12 protein-coding genes and 1 pseudogene are annotated in these 13,453 nt (G+C 70.1%); 8 read left to right on the forward strand and 5 right to left on the reverse strand.

From position 1 onward, the window contains the following. Nucleotides 1–88: 88 nt before the first annotated feature. Nucleotides 89–802: a histidine phosphatase family protein gene (locus tag ACP4J3_RS33490; protein ID WP_426539967.1), complete on the reverse strand. Its 714-nt coding sequence runs from the start codon at nucleotides 800–802 to the stop codon at nucleotides 89–91. Continuing rightward, the gene (hemL, locus tag ACP4J3_RS33495) at nucleotides 799–2,118 is read right to left on the reverse strand and encodes a glutamate-1-semialdehyde 2,1-aminomutase (protein WP_426539969.1); all 1,320 of its coding nucleotides are present in this window, start codon (nucleotides 2,116–2,118) and stop codon (nucleotides 799–801) included. Before hemL ends, ACP4J3_RS33490 begins: the two co-directional genes overlap by 4 nt. Before the next feature lie 523 nt (nucleotides 2,119–2,641). On the opposite strand from hemL, the gene ACP4J3_RS33500 reads away from it, so the two are divergent. Both ACP4J3_RS33500 and ACP4J3_RS33505 read left to right on the forward strand, forming a co-directional pair. Continuing rightward, complete coding sequence (locus ACP4J3_RS33500) at nucleotides 2,642–3,079, forward strand: hypothetical protein (protein WP_003974483.1); 438 nt, start codon at nucleotides 2,642–2,644, stop codon at nucleotides 3,077–3,079. Then, a pseudogene (locus ACP4J3_RS33505) lies at nucleotides 3,080–3,274 on the forward strand (LysR family transcriptional regulator); the annotation flags it as partial. 57 nt (nucleotides 3,275–3,331) lie between these two features. On the opposite strand, the gene ACP4J3_RS33510 reads toward ACP4J3_RS33505, so the two are convergent. Beyond that, nucleotides 3,332–4,387 (reverse strand): LacI family DNA-binding transcriptional regulator, encoded by a 1,056-nt coding sequence (locus ACP4J3_RS33510; RefSeq protein WP_426539971.1) that lies wholly within the window; start codon nucleotides 4,385–4,387, stop codon nucleotides 3,332–3,334. A 284-nt stretch (nucleotides 4,388–4,671) separates the two neighbouring features. Between ACP4J3_RS33510 and ACP4J3_RS33515 the strand changes: the two genes are divergently transcribed. From ACP4J3_RS33515 to ACP4J3_RS33530, 4 genes are read left to right on the forward strand one after another with little or no spacing between them, the layout of a single operon-like run. Then, complete coding sequence (locus ACP4J3_RS33515) at nucleotides 4,672–5,970, forward strand: ABC transporter substrate-binding protein (RefSeq protein WP_426539972.1); 1,299 nt, start codon at nucleotides 4,672–4,674, stop codon at nucleotides 5,968–5,970. A gap of 10 nt (nucleotides 5,971–5,980) precedes the next feature. Continuing rightward, nucleotides 5,981–7,042, forward strand: a complete 1,062-nt coding sequence (locus tag ACP4J3_RS33520) for a carbohydrate ABC transporter permease (protein ID WP_426539973.1) — start codon at nucleotides 5,981–5,983, stop codon at nucleotides 7,040–7,042. Beyond that, nucleotides 7,039–7,875, forward strand: coding sequence for a carbohydrate ABC transporter permease (locus tag ACP4J3_RS33525; RefSeq protein ID WP_426539974.1), 837 nt, complete (start codon nucleotides 7,039–7,041; stop codon nucleotides 7,873–7,875). Before ACP4J3_RS33520 ends, ACP4J3_RS33525 begins: the two co-directional genes overlap by 4 nt. Nucleotides 7,876–7,914: 39 nt before the next feature. Further along, nucleotides 7,915–9,558, forward strand: a complete 1,644-nt coding sequence (locus tag ACP4J3_RS33530) for a glycoside hydrolase family 13 protein (RefSeq protein WP_426539975.1) — start codon at nucleotides 7,915–7,917, stop codon at nucleotides 9,556–9,558. A gap of 625 nt (nucleotides 9,559–10,183) precedes the next feature. Here ACP4J3_RS33530 and ACP4J3_RS33535 read toward each other — a convergent pair. Further along, nucleotides 10,184–10,846: an NAD(P)-dependent oxidoreductase gene (locus ACP4J3_RS33535; RefSeq protein ID WP_426540025.1), complete on the reverse strand. Its 663-nt coding sequence runs from the start codon at nucleotides 10,844–10,846 to the stop codon at nucleotides 10,184–10,186. Between the two features lie 95 nt (nucleotides 10,847–10,941). Beyond that, a complete protein-coding gene (locus ACP4J3_RS33540; RefSeq protein ID WP_426539976.1) occupies nucleotides 10,942–11,913 on the reverse strand; it encodes an EamA family transporter in 972 nt (323 codons plus the stop codon). A 79-nt stretch (nucleotides 11,914–11,992) separates the two neighbouring features. Here ACP4J3_RS33540 and ACP4J3_RS33545 point away from each other — a divergent pair, with 79 nt between their 5' ends. Both ACP4J3_RS33545 and ACP4J3_RS33550 read left to right on the forward strand, forming a co-directional pair. Then, the gene (locus ACP4J3_RS33545; protein ID WP_426540026.1) at nucleotides 11,993–12,892 is read left to right on the forward strand and encodes a LysR family transcriptional regulator; all 900 of its coding nucleotides are present in this window, start codon (nucleotides 11,993–11,995) and stop codon (nucleotides 12,890–12,892) included. Between the two features lie 135 nt (nucleotides 12,893–13,027). Beyond that, on the forward strand, nucleotides 13,028–13,423 hold the full coding sequence (locus ACP4J3_RS33550) for a hypothetical protein (protein WP_426539977.1): 396 nt from the start codon (nucleotides 13,028–13,030) through the stop codon (nucleotides 13,421–13,423). Nucleotides 13,424–13,453 lie beyond the last annotated feature (30 nt).

The following is a 13,453-nucleotide window of genomic DNA, read 5'->3' on the forward strand; positions in this document are numbered from 1 at the left end:
ACCCAGTCAGAGGGCACGACGAACGAGGAGGTTCCTCCTGATCTCGGAGGATTCGCAACAAATGTCACAAAGGTGTCTTAGGGAGACCCTAGGCGCCGAAGGCCTTGTCCTTCCCCTGCACCGGCTTGGCACCGGCACGGAGATGGGCGGGCACGAGATCGATGGCGGGCTCGGTGTAGCCGACGGACACGATCTTGTCGCCCTGGTAGGTGAAGGTCGTCAGGGACGCGAGCGTGCACTGCCGCTTGCGCGGGTCGTGCCACAGCCGGCGCTTCTCGACGTAGGAGCGCACGATCCAGATCGGCAACTGATGGCTGACCAGCACGGCCTCGTGCCCACGCGCCGCGTCCTTGGCCGCGTTCAGCGCGCCCATCATGCGGATGACCTGGTCGACGTACGGCTCGCCCCAGGACGGCTTGAACGGGTTGACGAGATGCTTCCAGTTCTCCGGCTTCTTCAGCGCCCCGTCGCCCACCCCGAAGGTCTTGCCCTGGAAGACGTTGTCGGCCTCGATGAGCCGCTCGTCGGTGGCGAGGTCGAGGCCGTGCGCCTTGGCGATCGGCGTCGCGGTCTCCTGCGCCCGCTCCAGCGGGGAGGCGCAGACGTACGTGACGTCTCGGGAGGCGAGATGCTCGGCGACCCGGTCGGCCATCCGCCGGCCGAGCTCGGAGAGGTGGTAGCCGGCGAGACGGCCGTAGAGGATCCCGTCCGGATTGGCGACCTCGCCGTGCCGCATGAGATGGACGACGGTGATGTCGCTGTTGCTGGTCATGGGGTTGTCGGTGATGGGGTTGTCGCTCATGCCGCCGTGGCCTCCGCCGCCGCTCGGGCCGCCGCCGGGAGGGCGTCGGCGATGCGCTGGACCGCCTGCTCGTCGTGGGCCGTGGAGACGAACCAGGACTCGAAGGACGAGGGCGGCAGATAGACACCCTGCTCCAGCATCGAGTGGAAGAAGGCGGTGAAGCGGAAGGACTCCTGCCGCTTGGCGTCCTCGTAGTTGCGCACCTCACGGTCCGTGAAGAACACGGAGAACATGTTGGAGGCGTTCTGCAGCCGGTGCACGACGCCCTCCTTGGTGAGGGCCTCGGTGACGAGGGACTGGACGGTCTCCGACACGGCGTTGACCTTGTCGTACGCGGCCTCGTCGAGGAGCCGCAGCTGGGCGAGGCCGGCCGCGGTGGCGACGGGGTTCCCGGAGAGGGTGCCGGCCTGGTAGACGGGGCCGGCGGGAGCGAGGTGCGCCATCACGTCGGCACGGCCACCGAAGGCGGCGGCGGGGAAGCCGCCCCCCATCACCTTGCCGAAGGTCATGAGGTCGGGCTCGACCCCGTCGATGCCGTACCACCCGGCACGGCTGGTCCGGAACCCGGTCATGACCTCGTCGGAGATGTAGAGGGCGCCGTTCTTGCGGCAGGCGTCCTTCAGCCCCTCGTTGAAGCCGGGCCGCGGCGGGACGACGCCCATGTTGCCGGGCGAGGCCTCGGTGATCACACAGGCGATCTCGCCGGGGTAACGGTGGAAGGCCTCATGCACGGACTCGAGGTCGTTGTAGGCGAGCACGAGGGTGTCGCCGGCCTGGGCGCCGGTGACGCCCGGGGTGTCGGGCAGGGCGAACGTGGCGACACCCGACCCGGCCGCGGCGAGGAGGGCGTCGACGTGCCCGTGGTAGCAGCCGGCGAACTTGATCACCTTGGTGCGCCCGGTGAATCCGCGGGCGAGCCGGATCGCGGACATGGTGGCCTCGGTGCCACTGGAGACCAGCCGCACCTGCTCGAGCGGCTCGATCCGGCCGACCATCTCCTCGGCGAGCGCGACCTCGCCCTCCCCGGGCGTGCCGAAGGAGGTGCCGCGGGAGACGGCGTCCTGGACGGCGGCGATGACCTCCGGGTGCGAGTGCCCGAGGATCATGGGCCCCCAGGAGCAGACGAGGTCGACGTACTCACGCCCGTCGGCGTCGGTCAGGTACGGACCGGTGCCGGACACCATGAACCGGGGCGTACCGCCGACGGCACGGAAGGCGCGCACCGGGGAGTTCACGCCGCCGGGTGTGACGGCGGCGGCACGGTCGAACAGGGCCTGCGAGGCCGGTGCTTCGTACGGATAGGGCGATTCGCTCATGCCTGCGACTTCTCCGACCTTCTTCGACTTCTCGGACTCCGATTGCCAGTGACCTCCTCAGGGTAGGCCAGCGGGAGGTGACGGCAGCGGGGCCGGTTCCGACCCGGTAGCCGGTCTCCGCTCCCCCGCGATCTGCGAGACTGGTCGTGATACACACAGCTCATGCGGGGTGTGATGGTCAGGGACTGAAAAGATCCTGCGGACAGGTGTTTCGACGCACGTTTCGGCGGGCGGCCGTGGGGGAGGTCACTGACACGATGATCGGGTTGCGCGGCGGGGGCCACGCGTCCTAGAAAAGCAGTCGGGTGGAGATATGCATCGCGGTGGCGGACTGGGCGAGGGGACTGATGACCTGGGTCCTCGACGTGCCCGGCGGGGAAGGCACCGGCGCGACGCGGAGGATTCGAACGAAGCACGCCAGGGACACGTAGTACCGGGTATGCCGGGTACACCTAACGAGTCAGAGCGGGCCGACCGACGTATCGATCGTGATCGGCTTAGGGCAAGCAGGAATGGTGGTCGGGTGGGGGTGACGTACAAGTACTTCGGCGCGCCCGACGGCGCGACCGCGGCCCGCGTCCCGATCTCGATGCGCCCCGAGGAACTCGGCGGCGACGAACTCGGCATGAACGGCATGTTCACCAAGATCAAGCCGGAGACGATGGCCGCGATGGTCCTGACCGGCATCGAGGGCGTCCCGCTGCACAAGGTGCCGCCGCTGGAACTGGTGGTCCTGCACCCCGACTACGCCGTGGTCAAGCTGCCGATGACGGTCGTGGACCCGCTGCGGGGCATAGGAGAGGAAGCGGTCGGCGCGGCCGCGTTCATCTGGTCGACGGTGCCGGACCGGGGCGGGCCTCGGGACGCGTTCAATGTGTACCAACTGCTGCATGAGTGGCAGGACTTCAGCCATCGGCTTCATGAGGCGGGGCATCAGCCTTATTGCCTTGTTTGGCCCTGAGTCGCGTACGAGGCTGGCGTCGTCGAGCTGATCTCCCGCCTCGTCGCGCGGCCTCGGCACAGCGCTCCTGCCGTCGGCGTGCATCCGGCCGCCGACGGCCCCGAACTGGCGCTGATCCCGGTCGCGAACGGACCGCGCCGCACGGGGTATCCGGCGTGGAGCCGCTTCAACCCCAGCCCGGCCACCCGAGCGATGTCGCACAACAGGTGTAGCCCTCGCTCCTACGGGCCGGCGTCGAACATCCGGCGCATCTCAGACATCGCGCACATCATCGCCCTGCAGGGCGGACGGCGGTGGGGCCGTGGTCTCCCGGGGGATCAGGTGTGTGGGCAGGACGACGTGCCGGACGGGGTCCGCCTCGGAGTCGTTGATGAGCGTGAGGGCGAGTTCGCCGGCCTCGCGGCCGATGTCCGAGGGTGACTGGGCCACGGTGGACAGGTCGAACCACTCGGCCAGTGGCTGGTCGTCGAAGCCGAGGACGGACATCCGCTCGGGCACGTCGATCCCTGTCCGGCGCAGGACGCCGATGAGGGAGGCGGCCAGTTCGTCCTGTTCGGCGAAGATGGCCGTGGGGGGCTCATGCAGGCCGAGGAGTTGTCCCACCGCCTCCATCGCGCCGCGCCTGTCATGGGGTGGCGCGCCGACCACCAGGTCGTCGTCCAGGGGGATGCCTGCTTCGGTGAGCGCCTGGCGGTAGCCGAGGAGCCGTTCCTGCGAGCTGAAGCTGAAGCCTTTGGCCCCCACCGTGTGGGCGAAGGCGATCCGGCGGTGGCCGAGGTTCAGCAGGTGGTGGGTGGCCTTTTGGGCGCCTGCCACGTCGTCGACGTAGACGCTGGGGCGGCCGTCGACGTGCTGACTGACATAGATGACCGGCATGCCGAGGTCGTCCAGCCGCGCGGTTTCCGTCTCGGTGAGGTCGAAGCAGAAGACCAGCAGCGCGTCTGCGTTCCGCCGGGCCGGGAGGCGCTCGAAGAACGCCGTGCGCTCGGCCATGTCGGGGATCACGTAGATGTTCATCTCCATGCCGGCCGCTCGCAGCAGCGGGCCCAGGCTGGTCAGAGCCGAGCCCATGAACCATGAGGTGAGCGTGGGCACCATCACGGCCACGTTCCCGGTCTTGCCCGTGACAAGGCTTGCGGCCTGCCGCGACACGGCGAAGTTCAGCTCCCGCGCGGCCTGCTCGACGCGCGTGCGGACCTCCGGAGAGACGGTGGACATGCCGCGCAGAGTGCGCGAGACGGTGGATGTGGAGACCCCGGCCCGTTCGGCTACGTCAGCCATCGTGGGGTGCCGCTGAGCTGGTGGCATGAGCGGACGGTAGCACAGGCGGCACGGCCCGCGGGGCAATTCGTGACAGCGCTTTCATGCATCGTAAATCATCCAGCACGGGGCATTACCGCACAGTAACGCATTGACTTCCGGCAAATATGACCCCTAGCTTGCAAGCGTTGTCACGACAGAGTCACACGTCCGCACCGCTGAGCCGTTGAAAGTGATCTGACCTGCGACTTTGATCCACAAAGGGGCGTGACAACGCGGTCTCGCAACAAGGACAGACGACTACGTACGACCACGTACGACCAGGAGACACCGTGAAGACCACAACCACCAGAGCGTTTCAGTCCGTGGGCATACTCGCCGCCGGCGCCCTCCTCCTCACCGCCTGCGGCTCGTCCGACGGCGGCGGCTCCGGGCAGGCAGCCGGGACTACGACGTTCGAGGGCCGCGGCCCCATCACGTACGTGGCGGGCAAGGACACCACCGGCTCGATCCAGCCGATGCTCGACCGCTGGAACAAGCTGCACCCGAAGGAGAAGGTCACCTTCATCCAGCTGCCGACGGACGCGGACGCGCAGCGCCAGCAGATGATCCAGAACGCGGAGACGAAGTCCGACGCCTATACGGTGCTCTCCCTCGACGTCGTGTGGACGTCGGAGTTCGCCGCCCACCAGTGGATCGACCGGCTGCCCGAGAAGCAGTTCCCGCTGGACAAGATGCTGAAGCCGGTCGTGGAGACGGCCAAGTACCGCGACGGCCTGTACGCGGTCCCGGAAAGCTCCGACGGCGGCATGCTGTACTACCGCACCGACCTGCTGAAGAAGGCCGGCATCACCCGACCCCCGGCCACCTGGGCCGAGTTGAAGGACGCCTGCGCCAAGGTGAAGAAGCTGCCCGAGGCCAAGGGCATGTCGTGCTACGCCGGGCAGTTCCAGAAGTACGAGGGCCTGACCGTCAACTTCTCCGAGGCCGTGAACTCCGCGGGCGGCGTCGTCACCGACGCGAACGGCAAGCCCGACGTCGACACGGCTCAGGCGAGGAAGGGCCTGGACTTCCTGGTCGACTCCGTCAAGGACGGGACGATCCCCAAGGAGGGCATCACTTACCTGGAGGAGGACGGCCGCCAGGCGTTCCAGTCCGGCAAGCTGATCTTCCTGCGCAACTGGCCGTACGTGTACTCCCTGGCCGGCAAGAGCGACATCAAGGGCAAGTACGCCGTCGCGCCGCTGCCCGGCCTGAACGGCCCCGGCTCCTCCAGCTTGGGCGGCCACAACCTGGCCCTGTCGTCCTTCGCCAAGAACAAGGCCACGGCGTTGGACTTCATGAGGTTCTTCAGCAGCGAGGAGAACACGGCCACCTTCCTCAAGGAGGCCTCCCTCGCCCCGCCGTATGCCTCCCTGTACGACGACGAGGCGCTGGTCGAGCAGTACCCGTACCTGCCGGTGCTCAAGGAGTCCATCCTGCGCGCCGTTCCGCGCCCGCGCGTCGTGCAGTACGGCGACGTCACCTCGGCGATCCAGCAGGAGGCGTACGCCGCCCTGACCGGGAGCAAGAGCAGCGCGCAGGCGCTGAAGGACCTGCAGGAAGCGCTGCAGAAGTCCACGGGGCAGTGAGGAGCGGGCCATGGCCGACACCAAGATCCCGCCCGAAGTCCCGCCCGAGACCGCCGTCGACCGCGCGGTCTCCCTCCCCTCCGGGACGGTGAAACGCACGCGCAAGCAGTCGCGCGCGACCGCCGGCTCGGCACGGATGGCCGCGCTGCTGGTCTCCCCGACGCTGCTGGTGCTGACGATCGTCGTGCTCTACCCGACGCTCATGGCGCTGAACGAGTCGCTGTACGGGGCGAAGGGCCTGGACCCGGAGACCGGGTTCATCAGCGCCACCGAGCCGTTCGTCGGGCTGCGGAACTACGCCGACATCTTCGGCGAGGCCGGGGAGCGGTTCTGGAACGCCTTCTGGAACACGACCTTCTTCACCGTCGTGACGGTCGCCCTGGAGACGGTGATCGGAGTGGCGATGGCCCTGATCATGCACAAGGCGTTCCGGGGCCGCGGGCTGGTCCGGGCGGGCATCCTCATCCCCTGGGCGGTTCCCACGGCCATCTCCGGCCTGCTGTGGCGGTGGATCTTCAACAGCGACGGCATCGCCAACACGCTGATCGGCCATCAGGTCCTGTGGACCACCGAGGGCTTCCACGCCAAGGTCGCGGTCATCGTCGCCGAGGTGTGGAAGACGGCGCCCTTCATCGGGCTGCTGGTCCTGGCCGGGCTCCAGGTCATCGGCAAGGAGGTGTACGAGGCCGCCCGCATCGACGGGGCGAGTCCGCCGCGCCAGTTCTGGCACATCACCCTGCCGTTGGTGAAGCCCGCGCTGCTGGTGGCGATGCTGTTCCGCTGTATGGACGCCCTGCGGATGTTCGACCTGCCGTACATCCTGATCGGCGCCCAGAAGCACTCGGTGGAGACCCTGTCGATGCTCGCGCAGAACGAGGCGTCCAACGTCCGCTTCGGACCTGCGTCCGCGTACTCGGTGCTCCTCTTCCTCTACGTCTTCCTCGTCGCGCTGGCCTTCGTACGGCTGCTCGGCGCCGATCTGATCGGAGACGCCGGCGCAGGCGGCCGTAAGCGGAAGGGCAGCCGCATGCGGATCCCGGCACTGCGCCGCCGTACGGAGGTGGCGACATGACGACCCTCACGGCGAAGTGGCGCAGCGGCCTGCTGTACGCGGGGGTCATCGCGGTCGTGGCCTACTGCCTGGCCCCGTTCTACTGGATGCTGGTCTCCAGCCTGCGCCGCACCCCGGACATCTTCGACACCTCGCTCTTCCCCTCCGTGGTGTCGTTCGAGAACTACCGTGCGGTGTTCGACCCCGCGCAGGGCTTCGGCCGCGCGCTGCTCAACAGCCTGGTCGTGGCGGGGATCACGACCGTCCTGGCACTGCTGCTCGCGACCTTCACGGCGTATGCGATGGCCCGGCTGGAGTTCCGTTTCAAGCGGCTGATCCTGACCCTGATCATCGCCACCTCGATGTTCCCGGTGGTGTCGATCGTGGTCCCGCTGCTGAAGCTCTTCACGGACATCGGCTGGATCAACACGTACCAGGCCATGATCGTGCCGAGCATGTCCTTCGCGCTGCCGCTGGCGGTGTGGAACCTGACCACGTTCTTCCGGCAGATGCCGGACGAGCTGGAGCACGCCGCCATGGTCGACGGCTGTACGCGCGGCCAGGCGTTCCGCAAGGTCATCGTCCCGCTCGCGGCGCCGGGCATCTTCACCACCGCGATCATCACGTTCATCGCGGCGTGGAACGAGTTCCTCATCGCCCTGTCGATGACCAACAAGCCCGGCATGCAGACCGCACCGGTCGCCATCTCGAAGTTCACCGGCGCGACGACGTACGAGACCCCGTTCGGCAGCCAGATGGCAGCGGGCGTCCTCGTCACGGTCCCGCTGGTGGTCATGGTGCTCATCTTCCAGCGCCGCATCGTCGCCGGGCTCACGGCCGGCGCGGCGAAGTAGACACCCCCACCCTCTCGACTCCCAAGGAGCAACGCACCCGTGTCCCCCACCGCACCGTGGTGGCGCAGCGCCGTCATCTACCAGGTCTACATCCGCAGTTTCGCCGACGGCAACGGCGACGGCGTCGGCGACATCGCCGGTCTGCGATCCCGGCTGCCGTATCTCAAGTCCCTCGGCGTGGACGCCATCTGGATCAATCCGTGGTACAAGTCGCCGATGGCCGACCACGGTTACGACGTGGCCGACTTCCGCGACATCGACCCGCTCTTCGGCACCGTGGCCGAGGCGGAGCAGCTCATCGCCGAGGCGCACGAGCACGGGATCCGCGTCATCCCCGACATCGTGCCCAACCACACCTCCGACCAGCACGCCTGGTTCCGGGCGGCGCTGGCCGCCGGCCCCGGCAGCCCGGAGCGCGACCGCTACATCTTCCGGCCCGGTCGGGGCCCTGACGGCTCCGAGCCCCCCAACGACTGGGTCTCCAGCTTCGGCGGGCCCGCCTGGACCCGACTGCCCGACGGCGAGTGGTACCTGCACCTGTTCGCCCCCGAGCAGCCCGACCTCAACTGGCAACACCCGGAGGTGCGCGCGGAGTTCGAGTCGATCCTGCGGTTCTGGTTCAGCCGGGGCGTGGACGGCTTCCGTATCGACGTCGCGCACGGGCTGATCAAGCACCCGGAGCTGCCGGACCTGCCGCCCCGACGCGACCCGGACGACGGGCAGCCCTGGCAGCACGTCGACCACCCGCACTGGGACCGCGACGAGGTCCACGACATCTACCGCTCCTGGCGCAAGGTGGCCGACGAGTTCCCCGGCGACCGGTGCTTCGTCGCAGAGGCGTGGGCGGACACGCCCGAGCGGCTCGCCGCCTACGTCCGCCGGGACGGCCTGCACACCGCGTTCAACTTCGACTTCCTGATGTCCACTTGGGACCCGAAGGAGCTGCGCACGGTCATCGACGACTCGCTCACCATGCTCGGCGCAGTCGGCGCGCTGGCCACCTGGGTCCTGTCCAACCACGACGTCGTACGCCATCCCAGCCGCTACGGCCGCCCGAGCCCCACCCGGCGCTGGGTGGTCAACGAGACCTACCGCGCCGAAGGCCCCCTGGACTTCGGCCTGGGCACCCGCCGCGCCCGTGCCGCAGCCCTGCTCATGCTCGCCCTGCCGGGCGGCGCCTACGTCTACCAGGGCGAGGAGCTCGGTCTGCCCGAGGTCGAGGACCTGCCGGAGTCCGTCCTCCAGGACCCCGTCTGGGAACGCTCGGGCCACACCGAGCGCGGCCGTGACGGCTGCCGGGTCCCGATCCCGTGGTCCGGGCAGAGCGCGCCGTACGGCTTCAGCCCCGACGACGCGACCGCCGCACCCTGGCTGCCCCAGCCGCCCCACTGGGCCGAGCGCAGCGTGGCCGCCCAGACCGGCGACACGACCTCGATGCTGGAGCTCTACCGCACGGCCCTGCGCCTGCGCCGCGAAACCCCGGCCCTCGGCGACTCCGCCCTGACCTGGCTGGACGCCCCCGACGGGGTGCTCGCCTTCGGCCTCGAGCCCGGCTTCGTGTGCGTGGTCAACCTCTCGACCGAGCCGTATCCGCTGCCCGACCACAGGGCCGTCCTGCTGACCAGCGGACCTGTGGAGGGCGGCTTGCTGGCACCGGACCAGGCTGCCTGGCTGGCGGTCTGACGACCGGTCATCGTTGATCGTCCCAGTCCACCAGGGCCTGTCCGGCAGGTACGCCCCGCCGCTCGGACAGGCTCTGGTCCCTTTTCGAGGGCACGTCCAGGGCACATGGGCCTGGGAGGCGACGTTGACCGTGAGAACTGCGGAGAGGTGCTTTCGCAGGTCAACGCATTCTTCGCGGAGAGCCCTGAGGCGGGGCATCAGCCGTACCGCCTGGTGTGGCCCTTCGATATGCGGCTGCCGCCGCGTGGCATGACCGGCCAGGGTCGAGGAGTCGACGTCGCAGGGGTCGCTGCCACCGGAGCGACGATCGCCTCGCGGTCGGACTGGAGCTTCGGGTCGGGCGCCTGGCGGATGACGGAGCCGCCCGCCGATGGCCATCATGTCGGGCTCGCGCTGGACGAAGTGCACCTGGAATCCGACCCGGGCGTCCGGCGCGAACCGGCCCACTCGGACACCAGCACGGCGTCCGTGAGCGCCTCGGCCGGCTCGCGGCGCTGCTCGAGGCTCAGGCGGCCCCTCGGGGTGTGCACGGTGGTGATCGCCAGGGCAAGCCCCCATGAAAGTCGTCATAGAGCACGACGAGCCCCAGACTGCCGCCGCTCTACAACGATCGTCATATCGACGGTCACGTCGTCGACGACCGATGAACGACCGTGATGTGGCGCTCGGCGCCCGGTATCTCGACCTCGTCGACCACCGCGACCGCCAGGTCCTCGGCGCTGATCCACGACCGGCCGTCCATGGCCGTGAGCAGGGTGTCGGTGCCGCGCCGGTAGCCGCCGGTCCGCTCACCCGGTTCGAGCAGCGCCGGCGGGCTCAGATAGACCCAGTCGGCGTCGGCGTGCGCCCGGCAGGCCCGCAACTGCGCGGTTCCGGCGAGCGCCACGGGCCGGTACTCGGCGGGCACATACGCGGGGTTGTCGGCCACCGGCAGGTCGGGGTCGTCCGGGCTGCGCAGGGCGCCGGCGCCGCCGACCACGAGCACCCGCGTGCCGAGCCGGGCGGCGGCGTCCAGCACCGTGCGGGTGGCGCGGACCAGGAACTCCCGATCGGCCGGGAAGGTCCGCACGGACAGGACGACGGCGTCCGCGGCGCCGGTCGGGGCGGGGCCCGCGAGGGCCTGGCGTACGGCTTCGGGGTCACTCGCGTCGGCCACGACCGGCGTCACGTTCGGGTCCCCTTCCCCCGGCTTCCGGGACAGGGCGAGCACCCGGTGTCCCCGCGCGGCCGCCTCGGCGACGACCCGGCTGCCGACCATGCCGGTGGCGCCCAGCACGGCGACCGTCATGCGCGGCCTGGCCGCAACCGAGGGCGCGGACACCGCCGTCGCCGTCGCCGTCGCCGTCGCCGTCGCCGTCGACACAGCCTTCCTCGAAACCCCCGTCACCGAGCCTGCCCCTCTCGAACCCGTCCTTCTCCAGCCCGCCCCTCTCGGACTCCGCCATCCCCACCCGGCGGCCCCCCGCGCGCCAGCACCCGAGACGACCACCTCGGCGATGCGAACTGCGCCGCCAGCAACGCCGCCAGCGCGAGGACGAACCCGAACGACTGCGGCAGGCTCAGGGACTCCCCCAACGCCAGGCCGATGACCGCCGCGACCAGTGGCGACAGCAGCACCAGCGGTGCGGCCGCGCCCACCGACAGCTTTCCGATGCCGCGCAGCCACAGCGTGTACGCGATCAGCCCGCCCACGCTGCCGAGCCACAGGTATCCGGCGGCCGCCCCGGCGTCGATCCTCGGAGGCAGTCCCTCGACGGCGAGGGCGAGGGGGAGCAACAGCACTCCACCGGCGGCCAGTTGCCAGCCGGCCAGGGTCAGGGGGCCGACCCCCGCGGGCCGGCCCCAGCGCTTGGTGAGGACGGTGCCGCAGGCCATGGCGGTCGTACCGCCGAGACCGGCGAGCACCCCGACCGCGTCCAGTCGGGCCTCGGGCCCGAGCACGACGAGTCCGACGCCGGCCACGCCCAGCACGCCCCAGGTCAACCGCCAGACCGTCGGCCTGACGTGGAGCACCGCGACGGCCAGCCCGGCGACCAGCAGTGGCTGGGTCGCGCCGAGGGTGGCGGCGACGCCGCCGGGGAGGCGTTCGGCCGCCACGAACAGCAGCGGGAACAGCGTGCCGATGTTGAGCGCGCCGAGGACTCCGGCCTTCCACCACCACGCGCCGCGCGGCAGCACACGGCTGATCGCCAGCGCCAGCAGCCCGGCGGGCAGGGCGCGCATCAGCGCGGCGAACAACGGATGCCCAGGTGGGAGGAGTTCCGTGGTCACGGCGTATGTGGTGCCCCACGCGGCGGGGGCGAACGCGGTCAGCGCGACGGTCAGGACTGGTGACCGTCCGGTCGAGGAAGGCATGTGCAGCAGTCTCCGCAGCCAGGGCAGATGATTCCAACGCATGGTTGGCATAGCAGCCATGAATCAGGACCATGCCTATGTGGATCTCCAGCAGATGCGATACGTCGTCGCCGTGGCCGAAACCCGTAACTTCACGCGCGCGGCGGAGCGCTGCTTCGTGGTGCAGTCGTCCCTCAGTCACCGGATCGCCGCGCTGGAACGGGAGCTCGGCGTCAAGCTGTTCGCCCGCTCCAGCCGCCGCGTCGAACCGACCAGCGCCGGAGTGGCGTTCGTGGCCGCCGCGCGCGAGTGCCTGGCCGCGGCCGACCGCGCGGTCGCCGACGCCGCCGCCGCGACCGGGGTGGTACGGGGCCGGCTCGCCGTGGGCGTGATCGTGACCACGGCCGCCGTGGACGTACCGGAGCTGCTGCAGCGGTATCGCGCCCGGTACCCGGACGTGCAGGTCGTGCTGCGTTCCGGGCGCAGCGACGAACTGACCCGGGCGGTCCGGGACGGTGAGCTGGACATCGCCTTCCTGGGGTTGCCGGAGGGTGAGCGGCCGTCCGGCGTGGAGGCCCTCGTCCTCGATCACGACGAGCACGCCCTGGTCGTGCCGGCCGGGCATCGGCTCGCGGGCGCCTCCCGGGTGACGCTGCGGGAGATCGCCGAGGAGACCTTCGTGGACTTCGCGGCCGGGACACCCGCCCGTGCCCAGTCCGACCGGGCCTTCGCCGCCGCGGGCCTGGTCCGGGACGTCGCCTACGAGGCGGGGGTCGTCGAGCTGATCTCCCGGCTGGTCGCGCGCGGTCTCGGCATCGCGCTGCTGCCGTCGGCGTACGTCCGTCCGCTGGCCGCCGACGACCCCGAACTGGCGCTGGTCCGCGTGCTCGACGGTCCGCATCGCATGGAGTACCTGGTGTGGAGCCGGTTCAACCCCAGCCCGGCGACCCGGGCGATGCTCGACGTCCTCGGGGTCGGGCAGCGGCCGGCGGAGTCCTGACCCGGATCGGGAGTACCGGCCCTCGGCTCCCGTCTCACGGACCCCCGCGCCCCCATGAGAACTGACGGGCAGCCCCTCGGCCAGCTCGGGCGCGAGGTACTCGGGCTTGCCCCGCACCATGCCCGCCGTGACCGTGTGCGTCAGGGTGACGCCGCTGCGCAGGGCCCGTGCGATGCCGAAGTCGGTCAGCCGGGCGACGCCGTCCTCGGTGACCAGGATCCAGCAGGTCGGCTCGCCGCCGGCGTGGTCGTCCCGCTCCTCGACGAAGTCGAGGAGCGGCACGATGTCCGGATGGTGCAGCCGCGCGGCGTACTGCGCCTCCTTCTTGAGTCTCCTGGCGGCCTGCCCGTCGTCGGGTCGCGCGCACTTGACCGCGACGATCCGCTTCAGCGTCTCGTCCCAGGCCTGCCACACGACACCCATCCCGCCCCGGCCGACGGGGTCCTTCGGGAGGTAGCGGCCGGCGATCTCCTGCCCGGCCCTCAGCGTCAACACGGTCACGGACTGTACGCAGCACTGCTGGGGCAGTGACCGCGTTCACCGGACTCCATACGGACGAGC

It is taken from the genome of Streptomyces sp. UG1, assembly GCF_049974585.1.
Classification (GTDB): domain Bacteria; phylum Actinomycetota; class Actinomycetes; order Streptomycetales; family Streptomycetaceae; genus Streptomyces.